This is a genomic window from Sphingopyxis sp., from assembly GCF_036675685.1.
GTDB lineage: Bacteria > Pseudomonadota > Alphaproteobacteria > Sphingomonadales > Sphingomonadaceae > Sphingopyxis.
In genome coordinates this window covers 133,739-152,764 of record NZ_JAKFEM010000005.1, presented here as the reverse complement: position 1 = coordinate 152,764, position 19,026 = coordinate 133,739, and the positions used below count along the sequence as shown (strand labels likewise).

At 65.4% G+C, this 19,026-nt stretch carries 13 protein-coding genes; 7 read left to right on the top strand and 6 right to left on the bottom strand.

The genetic code is table 11. From position 1 onward, the window contains the following. Positions 1–116 precede the first annotated feature (116 nt). From V6M50_RS02940 to V6M50_RS02930, 3 genes are read left to right on the top strand one after another with little or no spacing between them, the layout of a single operon-like run. The gene (locus tag V6M50_RS02940) at positions 117–1,490 is read left to right on the top strand and encodes a pectate lyase family protein (RefSeq protein ID WP_332817040.1); all 1,374 of its coding nucleotides are present in this window, start codon (positions 117–119) and stop codon (positions 1,488–1,490) included. Between the two features lie 2 nt (positions 1,491–1,492). Beyond that, complete coding sequence (locus V6M50_RS02935; RefSeq protein WP_332817039.1) at positions 1,493–1,891, top strand: cupin domain-containing protein; 399 nt, start codon at positions 1,493–1,495, stop codon at positions 1,889–1,891. Continuing rightward, positions 1,891–2,871 (top strand): alpha/beta hydrolase, encoded by a 981-nt coding sequence (locus V6M50_RS02930; RefSeq protein ID WP_332817038.1) that lies wholly within the window; start codon positions 1,891–1,893, stop codon positions 2,869–2,871. Before V6M50_RS02935 ends, V6M50_RS02930 begins: the two co-directional genes overlap by 1 nt. Here V6M50_RS02930 and V6M50_RS02925 read toward each other — a convergent pair. From V6M50_RS02925 to kduI, 4 genes are all read right to left on the bottom strand, one after another. After that, the gene (locus V6M50_RS02925; RefSeq protein ID WP_332817037.1) at positions 2,868–4,415 is read right to left on the bottom strand and encodes a carboxylesterase/lipase family protein; all 1,548 of its coding nucleotides are present in this window, start codon (positions 4,413–4,415) and stop codon (positions 2,868–2,870) included. The two genes, V6M50_RS02930 and V6M50_RS02925, sit on opposite strands and share 4 nt — an antisense overlap. Continuing rightward, positions 4,402–5,415: a sugar kinase gene (locus V6M50_RS02920; protein WP_332817036.1), complete on the bottom strand. Its 1,014-nt coding sequence runs from the start codon at positions 5,413–5,415 to the stop codon at positions 4,402–4,404. The genes V6M50_RS02925 and V6M50_RS02920 overlap by 14 nt, the downstream gene beginning before the upstream one ends. Before the next feature lie 139 nt (positions 5,416–5,554). Then, complete coding sequence (gene kduD, locus V6M50_RS02915) at positions 5,555–6,301, bottom strand: 2-dehydro-3-deoxy-D-gluconate 5-dehydrogenase KduD (protein WP_332817035.1); 747 nt, start codon at positions 6,299–6,301, stop codon at positions 5,555–5,557. Positions 6,302–6,408: 107 nt separating this feature from the next. Then, positions 6,409–7,245 (bottom strand): 5-dehydro-4-deoxy-D-glucuronate isomerase, encoded by an 837-nt coding sequence (gene kduI / locus V6M50_RS02910; protein WP_332817034.1) that lies wholly within the window; start codon positions 7,243–7,245, stop codon positions 6,409–6,411. Positions 7,246–7,416: 171 nt separating this feature from the next. On the opposite strand from kduI, the gene V6M50_RS02905 reads away from it, so the two are divergent. Continuing rightward, complete coding sequence (locus tag V6M50_RS02905) at positions 7,417–8,472, top strand: LacI family DNA-binding transcriptional regulator (protein WP_332817033.1); 1,056 nt, start codon at positions 7,417–7,419, stop codon at positions 8,470–8,472. A 3-nt stretch (positions 8,473–8,475) separates the two neighbouring features. On the opposite strand, the gene V6M50_RS02900 is transcribed toward V6M50_RS02905, so the two are convergent. Together V6M50_RS02900 and V6M50_RS02895 are read right to left on the bottom strand one after the other, a co-directional pair. Further along, the gene (locus tag V6M50_RS02900) at positions 8,476–10,155 is read right to left on the bottom strand and encodes a hypothetical protein (protein ID WP_332817032.1); all 1,680 of its coding nucleotides are present in this window, start codon (positions 10,153–10,155) and stop codon (positions 8,476–8,478) included. A gap of 65 nt (positions 10,156–10,220) precedes the next feature. Beyond that, on the bottom strand, positions 10,221–12,830 hold the full coding sequence (locus V6M50_RS02895; protein WP_332817031.1) for a TonB-dependent receptor: 2,610 nt from the start codon (positions 12,828–12,830) through the stop codon (positions 10,221–10,223). A 344-nt stretch (positions 12,831–13,174) separates the two neighbouring features. Between V6M50_RS02895 and V6M50_RS02890 the strand changes: the two genes are divergently transcribed. The 3 genes from V6M50_RS02890 to V6M50_RS02880 are packed head-to-tail and all read left to right on the top strand — an operon-like array spanning position 13,175 to position 18,957. Further along, positions 13,175–14,356, top strand: a complete 1,182-nt coding sequence (locus V6M50_RS02890) for an efflux RND transporter periplasmic adaptor subunit (protein ID WP_332817030.1) — start codon at positions 13,175–13,177, stop codon at positions 14,354–14,356. Between the two features lie 6 nt (positions 14,357–14,362). Then, complete coding sequence (locus V6M50_RS02885; RefSeq protein ID WP_332817029.1) at positions 14,363–17,554, top strand: efflux RND transporter permease subunit; 3,192 nt, start codon at positions 14,363–14,365, stop codon at positions 17,552–17,554. Beyond that, positions 17,551–18,957 (top strand): efflux transporter outer membrane subunit, encoded by a 1,407-nt coding sequence (locus V6M50_RS02880; protein ID WP_332817028.1) that lies wholly within the window; start codon positions 17,551–17,553, stop codon positions 18,955–18,957. Before V6M50_RS02885 ends, V6M50_RS02880 begins: the two co-directional genes overlap by 4 nt. Positions 18,958–19,026 lie beyond the last annotated feature (69 nt).

Genomic DNA, 19,026 nt, shown 5'->3' with positions numbered 1-19,026 from the left:
GCAATAACCCTCTCCCTTGGAAATATTTTCTCGTTGACCGATGTGGGTAACCGGTGTCAGAAAGATTGAAGGATATGGGCGGTCGTGTCAATACCCCAATGAACAGGAGAGACTGGATGCCCAAAAAGCCTTGGCTGACCGCGCTTTTTCTGGCCTTTGCGGTGCCTGTGAGCCCGGCGCTCGCGGCCGAAACACCGGTACTCGCCTTTCCCGGCGCGGTCGGGCCGGCGGCGCAGACGCCCGGCGGGCGCGGCGGCCAGATCCTGCGCGTGATCACCCTCACGCCCGATGGCCCAGGGTCGCTGAAAGCGGCGATCGAGACCCCTGGGCCGCGCATTATCGTGTTCGAAGTCGGCGGCATCATCGACATGGGGCGCACGACGATCGAGATCAAACATCCCTATTTGACGATCGCCGGCCAGACCGCGCCCGGACCCGGCATCACCCTCATTCGCACGGGCATCGATGTGAAGACGCACGACGTCGTGATGCGCCACCTGCGCATCTACACCGGCGTCGACGGCCAGCCGAAGCGCAGCGGATGGGAAGCCGACACTTTCTCGACCGTCGCCGCGCACAATGTCATCGTCGACCATTGCACGCTGATGTGGGGGATCGACGAGAATATGTCGGCGTCGGGGCCGCGCTTCACCGGCAAGACGGTCGAGGACTGGCGGGGGGGCACCAGCCACAACATCACCTTCTCGAACAATCTCGCCGCCGAGGGGCTGGCCGACGCGAGCCACCCGAAGGGCGAGCACAGCAAGGGGTCGCTGATCCACGACAATGCGACGGGCATCGTTTTCTATCGCAATGTCTGGGCGCATAATGTCGAGCGCAATCCGCTGATCAAGGGCGGCGGACAGGCGCTGATGATCAACAATCTGATCTACAACCCGCAGCACCGCGCGGTGCATTACAACCTGATGAACCTCGAATGGGTCGGGCATGACTATGTGACGGGTCAGATCACCGCGGTCGGCAATGTGATGCGCGGCGGCAACGATACCGATCCCGGCCTGCCCTTCCTGATGCTCGGCGGCGACGGCGACCTTGAATATTATGGAAAGGACAATTTGTTCGTCGACCGCCACGGCCAGCCGCTTCCCGAATTCGGCCGCTATGGCGAGACGCAGGCAAAACTCATCCGCGCCAAGGCACCGCTCGCGCCAGTCGGTGGATACAAGGTCCTGCCGGTGCGCGATGTCGAAACCTCGGTGCTCGCGACCGCCGGCGCACGCCCCTGGGCGCGCGATGCCGAGGAGATCCGCGTGCTCTTCTTCGTCGCCGAAGGGCGCGGCGAGGTGATCGACGACGAGAAGGAAGTGAGCGGCTATCCCAAGGTCAAGGAAGTGCGCACGCCCTTTGTCGAGGCCGACTGGAATCTCGTCACGATGGAACCGAAGTCGGGCGCCTATCCCGGCCAGACTGCGCCGATGCCGCAGGAAAACCTGTCGCAGCGCGACCGCGCCTCGCGCACAGGAAATTGACGATGAGCGCGCTCCTTGCCCTGGTGCTCAGCGCCGCCGCCGCGCCCGCCATGGTCGTCATCGACGAGGCGGCGACGGTGCGCGACGAAGCCCCGCCGCATGGCGCGATTGGCATGTCGACGGCATACCGGATCAGCGATTCGGTGCCAGCCCCGCGCAGCTTCGAATTCCGCAAGCGCGCGTTGCATGTCGGCGCGGCGATCGGCGTGCATCCGATCGACCATGACGAGATATATTATGTGCTATCGGGCACCGGCGTCGTTCATTCGGACGGCGAGGAAAAGGCGCTGAAGGCGGGAACCGCGGCGTGGCTCTACCGGGGTGCGAAGGTGGGCATCCGCCAGACGGGCAGCGAACCGCTGGTGCTGATCATCGCCTACCCGAACAAGGCGGCGGAGTGATGGCGCTCGACCGCCGCGCGCTGCTCGCTGCGGGGATCGCGCTGCCGCTCGCCGCGAGAGCGTCCGCGACGCCTCCGCCCGACAACAGCCGGCCCGCCAACGTCCGGCCCGACGCGAGTTTCGCGCTGTGGCCCGACGGACATATCCAACCACCCGCGGGCCTCGTCGAAGCGGTCGTCCAGCGCAGCGACGACCCCAATGCCAGCGACCGGATGCTGCAAGGCATCACGCGCCCGCGGCTCGATGTCTTCCGTCCGGCGAAGCCCAATGGCGCCGCGGTACTCCTCGCGCCCGGCGGCGGCTATCGTTACGTCGTGATCGACAAGGAAGGTTATGAGCTGGCGCGCTGGCTCAAGGCGCGCGGGGTTACCGTCTATGTCCTCTTCTACCGCCTTCCCGGCGACGGGTGGGCCAACGGCGCCGACGTCCCGCTCGCCGATGCCCAGCGAGCGGTGCGGCTGGTGCGCAGCCGCGCGAAGCTCGACCGGATCGATCCGGCGCGCATCGCTTTTGGGGGTTTCTCGGCGGGCGGACAGGTCGCGACGAGCCTCCTCACGCGCTTCGACGCCAAAGTCTATGCCCCCGCCGATGCGGCGGATGGCCTGTCAGCGCGACCCGATGCGCTTGCCGGTTTCTATCCGGTCGTGTCGATGGACCCGGTGATCGCGCATGCGGTGAGCCGCGAAAAATTGATCGGTGCGCAGCCCGATGCGGCGCGCGAGAAACTCTATTCGCCCGAACGCAATGTTCGTCCCGATCAGCCGCCGCTCTTCCTGCTCCATGCCGAGGATGACAATGTCGTCAAGGTCGCGAACAGCGTTCGCTTGCGCGAGGCGACGCGCGGCATCGGCGCGCCGTGCGAGGCGCATTTCTTCGAGCGCGGCGGACATGGCTTTGGATTGATGAAGACTGCGGGTCTACCCGTCGCGATCTGGCCCGAACTGCTGTGGAACTGGCTCGCCTCGCACAAGATCGTCTAGCTGCCCGGCTGGATATAGGGCACGCGCGCGAACAGCTCGCGCTCCCATTTGCGCGGATCGTTCTCGACGCGACTCTCAACATCGAAGATCATCGTCTGCCGCTTGTCCAGCTCATAGGCGGGCCAGCCCGGATTACCGGTGCGCGCGAAGCGGACGAAGGCGTCCATCACCCGGTCGCTCATCGCCTGCTCCGCCGGGGTCGGGTCGGGGATCGTCCCGAAGCTGAGACCGATATCGTCGGCATGTTTCGCCTGTTCGAAATCGAGCTGGTAGACGAAGCCCGGATGCCCGGCGTGGGCGCGGGCCTCGGCCTCCTCGACCTGCCCCCGCCAGCTGCGCGCCGACGTCACGATGCGGTGGAAGAGTTCGAGCGGTTCGGCTTGCGGATAACGCGCGCGGAATTCTCTCACGACCCATGATGGCGCAATGTCGATCCGCATCTCGGGCGCGATGCGCGCGGCGAGGTTGTCGAAATTCAGCCCCGACAATTGCTTGCTATCGGAGGCGTAGAAGGCCCGCGTTTCCATCTCCGTGTTGCCGAGCATCATCGGGATGCCGCGCGACTGCGGCGCGGCGTCGGGCCAGAAGGGATGGCGGGTCAGGTGCGTCATATCGAGCACCGGTCCCATATAGACCCCGCCGCCAAGGATCGGATCGCTCGCGGCCAGCGCCGCAACGAGTTGCTCGACCGGCGCCGTCGCGGGATCGACCCCCTCGCCCAGCTTGGCAAGAAAGGCTTCCGCGCGCCTGGTCGCGTTGAGCGGGCCCGAGGCGGTGACCTGCTGCCCGCTCATCGTGATCGCCTTGTGGAACAGCGCTCTGGCTTCGGGCATCGCCATCAAGGTCGCGATCTTTGCGCCCCCGCCGGACTGGCCAAAAACGGTGACATTACCCGGATCGCCGCCGAACGCCGCGATATTGCGCTGAACCCATTGCAGCGCGAGGATCAGGTCGAGCTGCCCTGCATTGCCGCTATCGGGGAAACGCGGGTCGAGGCGCGCGAGATAAAGATAGCCGAGCGCGTTCAGCCGATGGTTGACCGTCACGACCACCACGTCGCCGCGCGCCGCGAGCCGGACGCCATCGTTGACCGGATCGGTCACGCTGCCGGTCGAATAGGCGCCGCCGTGGAAATAGACCATGACGGGGCGCTTGTCGGCGGGTCTCGGCCACGCATTCGGGGTCCAGATATTGAGGAAAAGACAATCCTCGCCAGCCGGTACATAGTGCCCGCCCGGCTGGGGACAGGCGGGCGCGAAATCGCCGGTGGCGTCATAGGCCGAGCGATGATCGGGCGGCGCGACGGGCGTCTGAAAGCGACGGGGCGCAGTGTCGAGGCCATAGCGGATACCGCGGAAACGGATCGCAGCGGGCGTGTCCGCGCGCGGCGATGCGACGATCGAACCGATATAGGGGCCCGCGGGGGTGTTGACGGTGAACCGCACGGCGGCCGACGCGACATAGCTTCTGGCCCATGCCGTCGACGCCATGAGGCCCAGCCCGCCCGCGAGCAGGCCGCGCCGCGTCAGCTCAGCGCCGGACATCCAGCCCGCCGCCGTGGAAGGCATCGATGTCGGCCTGGCCGAAGCGGCTCGCATCGCCCGGCAGCGAATGTTTGAGCGCGGTGAGCGCGAGACCGCTGGCCGCCATCGCCCGCGCGTCGCCGCCCGACAGATGCGCGTGGAGCACCCCGGTGGCAAAAGCGTCGCCCGCACCGATGCGGTCGACGATGCCGGTCACGTCGATCTCGTCGGTCTGATAGCCCCCGCCCTGCAAGTCGACGCGCGCCGCGATGCGGTGATGGTCGGCGGTGAGCGCGTGGCGCGCGGTCGAGGCGATCAACTTGAGACCCGGGAAAGCGGCAAAGCCCGCTTCGGCGGCTTCGCGCCGCCGGTCTTCGCCCTCACCGCCGAATTGCTGGCCGAGCACCAGCGACAGGTCGCGGTGGTTGCCGAAGAGGATGTCGGTGGCGGCGATCAGTTCGGACAGGATGGTGCGCGGATCGCTGTCCCACGCCTCCCACAGCATTGCGCGATAATTGCCGTCGAAGCTGACGGGAACGCCGAGCCGCTTTGCCGCGCTCGCTGCCGCCAATGCGGCCTCGGCCGAGCGCGGCCCGAGCGCGGGGGTGATCCCCGAGAGGTGGAGCAGGCGCGCGCCGGCGAGCAGCGCATCCCAGTCATAATCCTCTGCGCCGGTCGCCGCGAAGCTCGACCCGGCGCGGTCATAGACGATCTCGGACGACCGCAGCCCTGCGCCGACGCTGAGGAAATAGAGCCCCATGCGCCCCGGGCCGCTGGTGACGGCGGTGCAATCGACGCCGCCGCCGCGCACCGCCGCCACCGCACCGCGACCCAGTGCATTCGAAGGGATTTTGCTGACCATCGCGCAATTGTGGCCGAGATGCGCGAGGCCGATGGCGACATTCGCCTCGGCGCCGCCGACGTGGAGCGCGAGCGACGGCGACTGCATCAGCAGCTCGTTGCCCGGCGCGGTCAGGCGGATCAGCAATTCGCCGAAAAAGACTAGCTTGCCTTGCGCCATCCCAACTCCATTCGCCCTGAGCTTGTCAAAGCCTGCCCCTTCGACTGACAAGTCAGTCGAAGGGGGGCTGTTCTTTTCTTGTAACTTTGAAAGGCAGAACGGCGCTTCGACAAGCTCAGCGCGAACGGCCTTGGGTTACCTATCTTGCGAGCCAGCCGCCGTCGACGGCAAGGATATGACCCTGTACATAATCCGACGCCGATGACGCGAGGAAGACCGCGGCGCCGCCGATGTCGGCCGGATCGCCCCAGCGCCCAGCGGGAATGCGCTCCATGATCTGGCGGTTGCGCACCTCGTCGCCCTGCAGCGCGGCGGTGTTGTTCGTCGCGATATAGCCGGGAGCGATCGCATTGACCTGCACGCCCTTCGCCGCCCACTCGTTCGCGAGCAGCTTGGTCAGCCCGCCTACGCCCGATTTCGAGGCGGTATAGCTCGGGACGCGAATGCCGCCCTGGAAAGTGAGCATCGAGGCGATGTTGATGATCTTGCCCGATCCGCGCGCGATCATGTGGCGCCCGACGCTCTGGCAAAGGAAGAAAAGCGTCTTGAGATTGGTGTCCATCACCGCATCCCAGTCGGCTTCGGTGAAATCGACCGCGTCGGCGCGGCGGATGATGCCGGCATTGTTGACGAGAATATCGATCCGCCCGAACTCGGCGAGCACGGCATCAGCGAGCGGCTGCACCGCGCCGACACTCGACAGGTCGGCGCTGAAATTCTCGCCCTTGCGGCCCAGCGCACGCACCTTGCCGACCGTCTCGTCGGCAGGCGAGCGCCCCGCAGCGGCAATGTCCGCCCCGGCTTCGGCGAGCGCGAGCGCGATCCCCTGCCCGATGCCGGTGTTGGCGCCGGTGACGAGTGCGATTTTTCCTGAAAGATCGAACATAACTCTCTTGTCCCTCCCCTTCATTCGTCATGCCAGACTTGATCCGGCATCCATTCCGACAGTTCGGCCATGGACCCCGGATCAAGTCCGGGGTGACGATGAAGGAATTACTTCAGCTGGCAGATGTCGAGGACGTTCATGTCGGTATAGTCGAGATTTTCGCCGCCCATCGCCCAGATGAAGGCATATTTCTTGGTCCCCGACCCCATGTGGATCGACCAGGGCGGGCTGATCACTGCTTCCTCGTTCGCGATGACGATGTGCCGCATGCTGTCGGGCTCGCCCATATAATGGAAGATGCGGTCGTTCGCCTCGGGCAGGTCGAAATAGAGATATATCTCGCTGCGCCGGTCGTGGAGGTGCGGCGGCATTGTGTTCCAGACGCTACCCTCCTCGAGCACCGTCAGGCCAAGCAGCAGTTGCGCGCTTTCGCACACGCCGGGGATCACGAGCTGGTAGATCGTGCGCTGGTTCGAATTGGCGAGGTCGCCGCGCGCGAGCGGGTTCGCCTGGTCGAGCGTGATATGCTTGATCGGGCAAACCTTGTGCGCGGGAAGCGACGCGAGGTAGAAGCGCGCGCCGTCGCCCTCGAAGCTGACCTCTTTCGATCCCATCGGGATATAGAGGCATTCCTTGTTCTTCATCGCGAAGCGCTGGCCGTCGACGGTGATCGCGCCGTCGGTGCCGATGTTCACCGCCGCCATTTCGCGCCGTTCGAGGAAGGGATGGCCCGCCGCCGACGCCGGAACGCTCTGCTCGGGCAGCGTCAAAGTGCCACCCTTGGGCACCGCGCCGCCGATGACGAAGCGTTCGTTGTGCGAATAGTTGAGGTTGATCTTGCCGTCCTCGAACATGCCCTCGACCAGATAGCGGTCGCGCAGCGCGTCATTGTCGACACATTCCATCATGTCGGGATGGGTGGCGTGATAGGTCTTGGCAAACATCGGAAGGCATCCTCGCTGAAAATTCCGGCTTGTCGCCTTGCTAGTTTTGATGGTAACCGGTGTCAAGAGATGTTGATGCCGCGTCCGGGCGTTGATTTTACGGTGCTGAGCGCCCATCAGCATAGCCAAAGCGCGAGCCTGGCCAGAGGCTTGCAGGGGAAAGAATAGAGTATGGCGGCACAAAACAGGGGGCCGGGGGGCAAGCAACCGACGATCAACGACGTGGCAGCGCTTGCGGGGGTGTCAAAGAAGACGGTGAGCCGGGTCATCAACCGGTCCGAATTCCTGACCGACAAAACGCGCGCCGTAGTCGAAAAGGCCATCGAACAGCTGGGGTTCGTTCCCAATCCGCAAGCGCGCGCTCTCGCCTTTCGCCGCAACTTCCTGATCGCGTTGCTCCACGACAACCCGAACGCCCAGACGGTGCTCAATTTCCAGCGCGGCGTGCTCGACGCGATCAAGGACAGCGACCTTGCGCTGCTTGTCCGCCCGGTCGACCGCGGGTCGGACAAGATGCTCGACGACGTGCGCACCTTCCTCGAAAAGCAGCGGCCAATCGGCGCGATGCTGCTGCCGCCGATCTCCGAGAATGACGATCTCGCCGCGCTCTGCGAAGACCTCGGCGTGCGTTACGTCCGCATCGGCTCGGCGCCGCTCGACGATGCGAAGCACTGCATTTCGTCGAACGATCGCGAGGTCGTGGCCGAGGCGGTGCGCGGCCTGATCGCACTCGGCCATCGGCGCATCGGCTTTGTGCGCGGCCCGGTCGGCTTCCGCTCGGCGGCCGAGCGCGAAAAGGGCTTCCTCGAAGCATTGACCGAGGCCGGACTCGAGCTTCCGGTCGAGTTCAATGCCCCCGGCAATTACCGCTACACCGCCGGCATCGAAGCCGGCGAAGCCTTGCTCTCGCTGCCCGCGCCGCCGACCGCGATCTTCTGCTCGAACGACGAAATGGCGGCGGGTGTAATGAGTGTCGCCCACGGCAAGGGCATATCGGTGCCGGGCCGGCTTTCGATCATCGGTTTCGACGACAGCCCGACCGCGACGCATATCTGGCCCGCGCTCAGCACCGTGCGCTGGCCAATCCACGAGATGGGTATTCGCGCCGCGCAAACGCTCGTGCCCGACTTCCTCGGCCCCGGCGCCAAGATCGCCCATGACGAGGGCACGGTCCTGGCCTCGACCTTCGTCGAGCGGCAATCGGTCGCCCCGCCGCCGGAGCAATAAGGCTCAGCGGCGCCGATGAGCGAGCTGATATTCATAGAGTGACGGCGCGGCGTCCACCGCCTGCCCCGCCCCCTCGATATAGGGCGCCGGGGTGTAATCGACCGCGATCCTGCGATTCGCATGGAGGCCGACGATCCGCTCGTCCGGACCTTCGAGCCCGCTGTTGATCACGACCGTCGCATCGGCCGGCACGGTGTCGGGCATCGCCAGCCGGGCATTCCACAGCGTGTTGTAAAGCCCGTGCCCCGGCTTCCAGTAGGGCGCGCCGCCGCCGACCCATAGCTGATATTGCCAGGCGCCCTTCACTTGCTTGGGGTCGATGTGCATCACGATCTGGTCGAACAGATTCTGATGGTTCGACCCGCTGTGCTGATCGATGATCGCATCGCGGTCGACGACCGAGCGCAGGAAGACCGACCGCGTCGAGCGGGTGTTGACGCTGAGCGGATGGATCACCGGATTCTCGACCTTCAGATCCTTGACCAGCACATTATGCACCGCGCCGACATGCACCGAATAATGCGCGCGGCGGTCGCCCGTCGTGGTGACGTCGGCGATCGTCAGGCTCGCGGCATTGTCGGTCAATATGCCGCTGTCGGAGCGGTCGATCGTCAGCTTGCGGATCCAGCCGTCGAAGACGCCGGTCATGTAAATCCCGTTATAGCCCTGTTCGAGATGATGGCCGAACGCGGGCGCTTCGGGAAATTGCAGGCGCAGGTTCTGGATGCCGACATTGGTAAGATGCGCCCATTGCGCAACCACAGCGGGCTGGCCCGCACGGACATCGTGGAGCAGCGGATCGCCGAGCGTCACCGTTCGTCCGCGGATCGCCGCGACGCGCGTCGCCTGCACGACCACCGGCCGGTTCGGCGAGGTCCAGTGGTGCGACCCGATCGGCAGGTCGGTGTCGCCATACAGCGATTTCAATATCTGGCTGTTCGGTCCGTCGACCGAAAACCACTGCAGCTGCACGACGTCGCCGACGCGCAGCTTCGCGGCGCTGTCGACGGTGAGAGTGCGCTCGAACTGCTTGCCCGACACGCCGCTCGCGAGCACCGGGTCGCGCACATCCTTCGTCCCGTCATAGGAAACCGGCCGGCTGCCCGCGGGCCCGACGAGGATCATTCCGCCGGCCCAGCTATATTCGGTGAAGAGATAATCGATATTATGCTCGGGCTCGACCTGCTGCTTCTTCTCGCGCACCAGATATTCGCGCAGCTCGTCATAGTCGTGGCTCTGGTCGATCAGCTTCAGCGGGCGTGGGAACCAGAGCTCGCTGCCGCCGGGGCCGCCTCCCGCGCCGTCGAGGACGATGTCGCTGCGCGTGATTCGCAGCACTTCGGTGATCTGCGTGCGCCCCTTGGGGAAGCGCAGTGTGACCTTGCCCTTCACCGCGTTGGCGACGGCGAGCGCGCGGAGCACCGCCTTGCTATCGTCGAGCCCGTCGTCGGGGATCGCGCCATGGTCAGTCACATCGACAACGGTCCCGGCATCGGCAGGGATCGGCGCGAGGCCGAAGCCATAGCCCGCATAGCTGAAATCGGGGAGCGGGTTGGCCTTCGCGACCGCAGGGTCGGACAGGATCCTGGACAATTTCGCGGGCTGCGCCTGCGCCGGAAAAACCAGCGCCGCGCCCAGCGCCAATCCACAAGCAAGGCGCACGCCCCGGCTACCCATCGTCATCAAATCCCACTCCCTGCGGGTCCCGACCATGGCGGCGCCGCGAACGGCACCGCCACGCCAGCGGATCAGAACTTCGCGCGCACGCCGACCGAGAAGCGCCGCTCGGACAGCGCATAGCTGTTGAGCGCGGTCGTGTTGAAATTGCTATACTCGCTCGTCGCCGATTTCTTGGGCATCAAATTCTGTGCTTGCAGCGACAGCGCGATATTCTTCGTGATGTCGACCCCGATCTGCGCGTCGAGCTGCGAACGCGCGCCGACGAAGCTCGGCCGTCCTTCGGAGAATTCGAACACCGCCTCGTCGCGGTAATTATAGGCGAGGCGTGCCGAGAAGATGCCCTTTTCATAGAGGCCGACGAGATTGTAGCTGTTCTTCGACACCGCCACCAACGGGAAGCCGTTGTTATCCTCCGAATCCGAATAGGTGTAGTTGGCGATGATCCCGAAGCCGTCGAGCGGCGAAGGCAGGAAATCCATGAACTGCTGGATGCCGATTTCGAAACCCTTGATCTTCGCGCTCGCGAGATTTTCGGGGCGCGAGAAAGTCAGTTCGCGCCCCTGCGGATCGAGGTTGGTATCGACCCCCGTGGTCACGAAGCTGGCGATGAAATCCTTCACATCCTTGTAGAAGAGCGCACCCGAGACCAGCGAGCTCTTGCCCGTATAATATTCGAAGCTGACATCGGCCTGGGTCGAGATCGGCGGCTGGAGATTCACATTGCCGCCGGTGACCGACAGGTTCGTCGCGTTGAAGAAGGTCGAGGGCGCGAGGTCGGCGATCGACGCGCGCTGCATCGTCTGCGACCCCGATACGCGGATCAGGAAATCGTCGGTGACGTTGAACGCGATGTTCGCGCTGGGCAGCACGTTGGTGTAGCGATTCTTGTCGTTGACCAGCCGGCTCACGGTGCCGACGTTGACATAGGAATCGACCGACAGGCGCGTTGACGCAATGCGCACCCCGGCGTTCGCTTTATACGGAATGCCCGCGATCTCACCCTCGCCCGACACCATCAGATAACCGGCGAGCGTCCGTTCGCTGAAGTCATAGTCGCGCTGCAAATTGGGCAGCAGCGTCGATTTGCCGTTGGGATCGGGGTTCGGCTCGGCCGCCTGCGCCCGCGTGAAGACATAGTCGAAGGTCGGCGCGGTGCTGAGGAAACTGCGCGGGAAATTGCCCGCGATGTCGGGCAGGAAATCATTGCCGTTCACGAGCTTCAGATACGGCTCGATCTCGGCGCGGGTCGGCGTGACCTGACTGCGGAAGGCGTTCGACCGCGCGTGCAGGTCGGTGTAGCGCACCCCCGCAGCGATGGTAACGCCGCCGCCGGTTTCGTAACTGACGTCGAGCTTGCCCGTCCATTCGTCGAGCAGGCCGATCAGGCGGTTGCTGCGCACGCCGTTGTTGGCGGGATTGTAGGAGGCGTAGTTGGCAGGGTTGAACGGTCCGGTCAGCGTCAGCAACGGGGTGGTGGTGTCGCGGAAATCGAACGCGCCCGGGACCGGCGCCGTCGCCTGCAGCGTGATGATCTGGATCGTCTGATCGATCGTGCCCTTGCTGTAATAGCCGTCGGCCTCGATCGTCAGCCCGTCATTTTCATATTTGCCGTTGAGCCCGTAGAGGAAGCTTTCGGTCGGCTCGTTGCGGATCTGCCCCGCGGTGGTGACGGTGCCATTGGCATTGCCCGCGACGACCATGCCGTCCTCGACCACGCGGTTGGTGACGGGGTTGTTGCCGGTCGGCAGGCGGAACGCGAAGAAATCCTGCTTCCGCCCCGTGGTCAGCTTCGAATAGAGCGCATCGGCGGTGATAGTGAATTCGGGGGTGACCTCGAACTGGATCGCGCCGTTGAGGCCAAGGCGCGACCGATCGACGGTGAACTGCTCATATTGCAACAGCACCGGCGTCTGGAACACCCCGCCACCCGCGCCGGTATAATTGCGATTGAGGAAATTGTTGCGCTCGAACGTCTGGGTCGTCGAGGTGCGCTTCTGATATTCGCCGGCGATCATGACGCCGATGCGGCCGTCGGCGAATTTGGTCGTCGCAAAGCCGGTGATCGCGGGTTCGAACTTGTCCGAATTTTCCGAATAGACCCCCTGCACGCGCAGCGAGACGGTCGGCTCCTTGAACGAGAGCGGCTTCGGCGTAACGAGGTTCACCGTGCCGCCGAGCCCGCCTTCGGCCTGGCTCGCGAGCGGCGACTTGCGCACTTCGAGACGGCCGAACAGACTCGACGGCACCGAATCGAGCCCCGACGAGCGGCCGAGCTGGTCGTTTTCGGGCGGCGACAGGCGCGCCGACCAGCCGAGCAAGGTGCGCCCGTCGACCTCGACGCGCACCTGTTGCAGCCCGCGCACCGACACCGACTGGCCTTCGCCGAACACGCGGGTGATCTGTACGCCAGTGACGCGCTGCAGCGCCTCGGCGACATTGGCATCGGGGAGCTTGCCGACGTCCTCGGCGGTGATGACGTCCATCACCTGCGACGCTTCGCGCTTGATATCGGCCGCCTGTTCGAGCGAGGCGCGAATGCCGGTGACGACGATCGCATCCTCTTCTGCCGGTGTCGCGGCGTCCTGCGCATAAGCCGGAGATAACGCATAGGCCGCGAGCGACGCCCCGCCTGCCAGTCTTGCCAGCGCGCGAGCGCGCCCCATTGTCCGAATAGCCATTTTCATCCTCCCACCTCGCGGAAAATCGGTCCGTGCGAACCATTTTCCAGGAACTTTCCCTGAGTTTGCATGATGCTAGCGTCCTTGCGGCCGACCCACGCGCGCCCTTGCCTGTTTTTCGTTTCGTTGCCGGTATTGGTAACCGGTGTCACGAATGATGGGAGAATTGCCTCGCGCCTGTCAAGCATTAATTGTATGACAACTCTGGGTGCCAATAGGCTGCGGCAGAAAATTGTCGTAATTTGTCGCAGCGCCCGCATTGGGCTTGCATGCGGCAATCCAATGGGTTGAATAGGACGAACGCCTCCCCGCCTCCCGGCGAACCGACACGAGAACAACCTGCTATGCTGGACAAATGGTCGCCGTTGCTGGCCGGAGCCCTGTGTGCCGCGACCTTGTCGCTCGGCGCGTGCTCGGGCCCGGATGACGAAAGCAAAAACGGCCGCGGCGCGCCCGAGGTCGGTTATGTCAGCGTCGCGGTGCAGGCCGTGCCGGTCACCACATCGCTCGGCGGGCGCACCGTCGCTTTCGAAACCAGCGAAGTACGGCCGCAGGTGAACGGCCTGATCCGCCGCCGCCTGTTCACCGAGGGCGGCTTCGTCCGCGCCGGCCAGCCTTTGTACCAGATCGACGCGAGCCTTTATCAGGCGGGGGTTGATCAGGCGTCGGCGAACCTCGCCAGCGCCCGCGCGAGCGCGCAGGCGGCCGAGGAGCGCGCGCGGCGGCTCGAGCCGCTCGCCAAGATGCAGGCGGTCGCCGAGCAGGATTATACCGACGCGCTCGCCCAGGCGCGGATGGCGCGCGCCGCCGTCGCACAGAATAGCGCGGCGCTCGAAACCGCGCGGATCAATCTGCGCTACGCGACGATCACCGCGCCGATCAGTGGCCGTATCGGGCGCAGCCTCGCAACCCCCGGTGCGCTCGTCAGCGCGAGCCAGGCGGCACCGCTCGCGGTCATCCAGCAGACCGATCCGATGTATGTCGACATGCAGCAGTCGAGCGCCGAGCTCACCACGCTGCGCCAGGCGCTCGAAAGCGGCGGCGTTGCCGCGGGCAGCGCCTCGGCACGCCTGCGGCTGGAGGATGGCAGCGCCTATGGCTTCGCCGGGACGGTCCAGTTTTCCGACATCACGGTCAATGAAGCGACCGGCACCGTCACGCTGCGCGCGCGCTTTCCCAATCCCAAGGGGGTCTTGCTGCCCGGCATGTTCGTGACCGCGCTGTTCGACCAGGCGGTCAACCCGGCGGCGATCCTCGTGCCGCAACCCGCGGTACAGCGCGATTTCGACGGGTCGGCGTTCGTCTATCTCGTCGGCAAGGATAATAAGGCGGTCCGGCGCAAGGTGACCGCCAATCGCACGCTCGGTGCCAACTGGGTCATCACCGAAGGACTAAAGTCCGGCGAGCGCGTCATCACGCAGGGGGTCGGCAATCTGAAACAGGGCGCACCGATCCGGCCGGTTCCGGCGAACAGTGTGCAGCGGGTGGGGGCACCCGCGGCCAAGACAACAGAAAAGGGCACATAACCCCCCATGTCGCGGCTCTTTATCAACCGGCCGATTTTTGCCTGGGTGCTGGCGATCATCGTCATGCTGGGGGGCGTGGGCGCGCTTTTTGCGCTGCCGATCGAGCAATATCCCGATATCGCGCCGGCGCAGGTCAATATCCGCGCAACCTATCCCGGCGCCTCGGCCGAGACGATCGAGAACAGCGTCACGCAGGTGCTCGAACAACAGCTGACGGGCATCGACGGTCTGCTCTATTTCAGCTCGCAGTCGAGTTCGCGCGGGCAGGCGAGCATCACCGCGATCTTCGCCAAGGGGACCGACCCGGACATCGCGCAGGTGCAGGTCCAGAACAAGATCCAGTCGGCGCTGTCGCGCCTCCCGGCGCAGGTGCAGAGCCAGGGCATCCGCGTCACCAAATCCAATTCGGACACGCTGCTGCTCGTCGGCGTCTATGACGAGACCGATACGCGCGTGAACCAGGATGTCTCCGACTATATGGCGTCGAACATCCAGGATCCGCTGTCGCGCGTCGAGGGCGTCGGCGAGGTCAATATCTTCGGCGCGCCGCACGCGATGCGCATCTGGCTGAACCCGCAGCGGCTCGCCGCGGTATCGCTGATGCCGAGCGATGTGATTGCGGCGATCAGCGCGCAAAACAGCGAAGTCGCCGCCGGCGATGTCGGCGGCCTGCCCGCACCGCAGAACCAGATGCTCAACGCGACCGTCACCGCGCAATCGCGAATGCAGACGGTTCCGGAATTCGAGAATATCGTACTCAAGACCTTGCCCGACGGATCAAGCGTGCGGATCAAGGATGTCGCGCGGGTCGAAATCGGCGCCGAAAGCTATGCCGTCGTCAGCCGCATCAACGGCCATCCCGGCGCGGGCATGTCGATTTCGCTGTCGCCGGGGTCCGACGCGCTCGAAACCGCCGACCGGGTCAAGGCGCGGATGGAGGAACTCGCCGCCGATTTCCCCGACGGCCTGACCTATAGCTATGCTAACGACGCGACCGCCTTCATCAAATTGTCGGTGAGCGAGGTGCAGAAGTCGTTGTTCGAGGCGATCCTGCTCGTGATCCTCGTCATGTTCGTCTTCCTGCAAAGCTGGCGCGCGGTGATTATCCCCGCGATCGCCGTCCCCGTCGTGCTGCTCGGGACATTCGCCATCTTCTATATGGCGGGGTTCAGCATCAACACGATGACGCTGTTCGGCCTCACGCTCGCGATCGGCCTACTCGTCGACGATGCGATCGTCGTGGTCGAGAATGTCGAGCGATTGATGGAAGAAAATCCCGGCATGTCGGCGCGCGAGGCGACGATCCAGTCGATGCAGGAATTGCAGGTCGCGCTGATCGCGATCGCGATGGTGTTGTCGGCGGTGTTCCTGCCGATGGCCTTTTTCGGCGGGTCGACCGGGGTTATTTACCGGCAATTCTCGATCACCATCGTGTCCGCGATGGCGCTGTCGGTGCTCGTCGCGCTGATCCTGAGCCCCGCGCTGACCTCCAGCCTGCTCAAACCCAAAAACCATGGCGAAGCCGCGACCGGCGGCCGCTTCCTGCGCGCGCGCGCCGCGCTCGAACGCGCGAAGAACGGGTTCAACACGCGCTTCGACAACATGGTGAACCGCTATGTCGGCAGCGTCACCGCGGTGGTCGACCGCAAATGGCTTTTCCTCGGCCTCTACGCGATCATCCTCGTCCTGCTTGCCGTCCTGTTCCTGCGGCTCCCCAGCGGCTTCCTGCCGAACGAGGACCAGGGCCGTGTCCAGGTCCAGTTCCGTCTGCCCGCCGGCGCCACCCAGGCGCGCACGCTCGAAGTGCGCGACGCGGTCGAGAAATATTTCATGACGCATGAAAAGGCGAATACACAGGCGCTGTTCCTGATCGCCGGTGGCGGCGGGGGCGGTGCATCGGGCCAGAATACGGGCCAAGGCTTCGTCAACCTCACCCATTGGGACGACCGGCCGGGACAGGAAAATACCGCCAACGCGATCGTCGACCGCGCGCGCAAGGCGTTCAGCGGCCTCCGCGATGCGCAGGTTTTCGCGCTCGTCCCCGGCGCGGTGCGCGGGCTCGGCGACTCGTCGGGCTTTACGATGCAGCTGCAGAACCGCAGCGGGATGAGCCGCGAGCAATTCGCCGCGGCGCGCGACCGGCTGCTCGCGATGGCGAGCGCCAACGCCAGGCTGACGTCGGTGCGCCTCGGCGACCTGCCCGACGTCGCGACGCTCAAGATCGACGTCGATACCCAGCGGCTGACCGCCTATGGCATCGACAACGCCGATGTGAATTCGACCCTCTCGACCGCGTGGGGCGGCCGCTACGTCAACGACTTCATAGACAAGGGCCGCGTCAAGCGCGTCTATGTCCAGGGCGACGCCCCCTATCGCGCCACACCCGAAGATCTTGGCCAATGGTATGTCCGTTCGACCGACGGCGAGATGTCGCCCTTCTCGGCCTTTGCCCGCACAAGCTGGGCGACCACCCCCAGCAGCACCTCGCGCTTTCAAGGCGTCCCCGCGTTCGAAATCTCGGGCCAACCTGCCGCCGGGACCAGCTCAGGCGAAGCGATGGACGAAATGGAAGCGATGGCGGCGCAGATCCCGGGCACCAGCGTTGCCTGGTCGGGTTCCTCCTATCAGGAGCGGCTGTCGTCGGGGCAGGCGCCCTTGCTCTACGCGATCTCGCTGCTCGTCGTCTTCCTCTGCCTCGCCGCCTTGTATGAAAGCTGGTCGATCCCGCTCGCAGTGATCCTCGTCATCCCGCTCGGGCTGATCGGCGCGGTGTTCGCGGTGAACCTTCGCGGCCTCGAAAATGATGTCTATCTCCAGATCGGGCTGCTGACCACGATGGGGCTCGCGGCGAAGAACGCGATCCTGATGATCGAATTCGCCGAGCAGGAAGAACGCAAGGGCAAGCGCGTGATCGAGGCGGCGGTCGAAGCGGCGCGCATCCGCCTGCGCCCGATCCTGATGACAAGCTTTGCGTTCATCTTCGGCGTGCTGCCGCTCGCGATCGCGACCGGCGCCGGTGCGAACAGCCGCGTCGCGATCGGCACGTCGGTGATCGGCGGCATGCTGACCGCGGCTTTTCTCGCGATCTTCTTCATCCCGCTCTTCTTCGTGCTTGTCCGCCGCGGGGTGCGCGACGGGCTTGCAGCAGTGCGCAGCCGCTTCAGCAAGAACAAGGGCGCAGAGGAGGCGCCGGCATGAAGGGCGTCCGCACTCTCCTGCTCGCGGGCGCGCTGATACTCGCCGGCTGCTCGCTCGCACCGAAGACGGTTCTGCCGGCACCGCCGGTGCCGCAAAGCTGGCCGGTCGGTGACGCCTATCTGCTGCAGAGCGAGGCGGCGCTGCCGATCCTCTCCTACAAAAGCGTTTTCACCGATCCGCGGCTGCAGGCGCTCGCCGACCAGGCGCTCGCGAACAACCGCGACCTGCGCGTCGCCTACGCCAATGTCGCCGCCGCCCGCGCGCAGGCGCGCATCACCCGCGCGGGGCAATTCCCCGAAATCGGGGTCAGCGCCGAGGCGGGCTATTCGGATAGCGGCAGCGGAAACGGCAGCGGCGATTTCTCGCTGCGCGGCGGTGTCACCGCCTTCGAGATCGACCTGTTCGGCCGCCTCGCCAACGCAACCGAAGCCGATCGCAATCGCGCGCTCGCGACCGAGGCCGCCTCGCGCACGGTGCGCGTCGCGCTGATCGCGGACCTCGCCGAAGCCTGGGCAACCTATGGCGCCGACCGCGACCTGCTCGCGATCGCGCGCGATACCGCGGCCAATGCGCGCGAGAATGTCCGGCTGACCCGCGCCCGCCTCGACGGCGGCGTCGCGCCGCGCACCGACCTCAGGCAAGCCGAACAGATTTTGGCAACCGCCGAGGATGCGATCGCCGCGCAGACGAGCGCGCTCGCGCAGGACGAGAATCTGATCCGCCTGCTCGTCGGCGGCGACGTCGACCGGACGCTGCTGCCCGCGAGCCTGACCGAAGTGACGCCGGCAATCGCCCCACTGCCCGCCGGGGTCAGTTCCCAAATATTGCTGCGTCGCCCCGACGTGATCGAGGCCGAATATGGCCTGCGCGCCGCGAATGCCGACATCGGCGTCGCGCGCGCGCGGCTCTTCCCGTCGATTTCGCTCACCGGACTGCTCGGCTTTGCCAGCGACGCACTGGGCGGGCTGTTCGATGGCGGGGCCTTCAACTGGTCGGCGGGCGGCGACGCTACCGCGACGATCTTTGATGCCGGCGGCCGCCGTGCGGGCGTGGACGTGAGCAAGGCGCAGCGCGATGCCGCACTCGCAGGCTATGAAGGCGCGATCCAGACCGCCTTCCGCGAAGTCGCCGATGCCCTCGCGGTACAGGGCACCATCGCCGAACGCGTGCGCGCCGCGGCGGCGAATAGCGAAGCCGCGGCCGACACCGCGACGCTCACCGACGCGCGCTACAAGGGCGGGGTCGACAGCTTCCTCTCCAGCCTCGATGCCCAGCGCAGCCTTTATGCGGCGCGGCGCGGCGAGATCGGTACGCAGCTCCTGCTCGTCCAGACGCGAATCGCGCTGTTCCGGGCCCTTGGCGGCGACAGCAACGCGGGAACTGAGGCAGCAACGCCGCGCTAAAAATTTCGCGCGAAGACGCGAAGGCACGAAGAGGTTGTGGCTTGCCGCGAAGCGGTCTTCTTTTCCAGC

Coding starts and splice junctions, on each gene's coding strand:
- V6M50_RS02940 (WP_332817040.1), top strand. CDS start 117: ATGCCCAAAAAGCCTTGGCTGACCGCGCTTTTTCTGGCCTTTGCGGTG.
- V6M50_RS02935 (WP_332817039.1), top strand. CDS start 1,493: ATGAGCGCGCTCCTTGCCCTGGTGCTCAGCGCCGCCGCCGCGCCCGCC.
- V6M50_RS02930 (WP_332817038.1), top strand. CDS start 1,891: ATGGCGCTCGACCGCCGCGCGCTGCTCGCTGCGGGGATCGCGCTGCCG.
- V6M50_RS02925 (WP_332817037.1), bottom strand. CDS start 4,415: ATGTCCGGCGCTGAGCTGACGCGGCGCGGCCTGCTCGCGGGCGGGCTG.
- V6M50_RS02920 (WP_332817036.1), bottom strand. CDS start 5,415: ATGGCGCAAGGCAAGCTAGTCTTTTTCGGCGAATTGCTGATCCGCCTG.
- kduD (WP_332817035.1), bottom strand. CDS start 6,301: ATGTTCGATCTTTCAGGAAAAATCGCACTCGTCACCGGCGCCAACACC.
- kduI (WP_332817034.1), bottom strand. CDS start 7,245: ATGTTTGCCAAGACCTATCACGCCACCCATCCCGACATGATGGAATGT.
- V6M50_RS02905 (WP_332817033.1), top strand. CDS start 7,417: ATGGCGGCACAAAACAGGGGGCCGGGGGGCAAGCAACCGACGATCAAC.
- V6M50_RS02900 (WP_332817032.1), bottom strand. CDS start 10,155: ATGACGATGGGTAGCCGGGGCGTGCGCCTTGCTTGTGGATTGGCGCTG.
- V6M50_RS02895 (WP_332817031.1), bottom strand. CDS start 12,830: ATGGCTATTCGGACAATGGGGCGCGCTCGCGCGCTGGCAAGACTGGCA.
- V6M50_RS02890 (WP_332817030.1), top strand. CDS start 13,175: ATGCTGGACAAATGGTCGCCGTTGCTGGCCGGAGCCCTGTGTGCCGCG.
- V6M50_RS02885 (WP_332817029.1), top strand. CDS start 14,363: ATGTCGCGGCTCTTTATCAACCGGCCGATTTTTGCCTGGGTGCTGGCG.
- V6M50_RS02880 (WP_332817028.1), top strand. CDS start 17,551: ATGAAGGGCGTCCGCACTCTCCTGCTCGCGGGCGCGCTGATACTCGCC.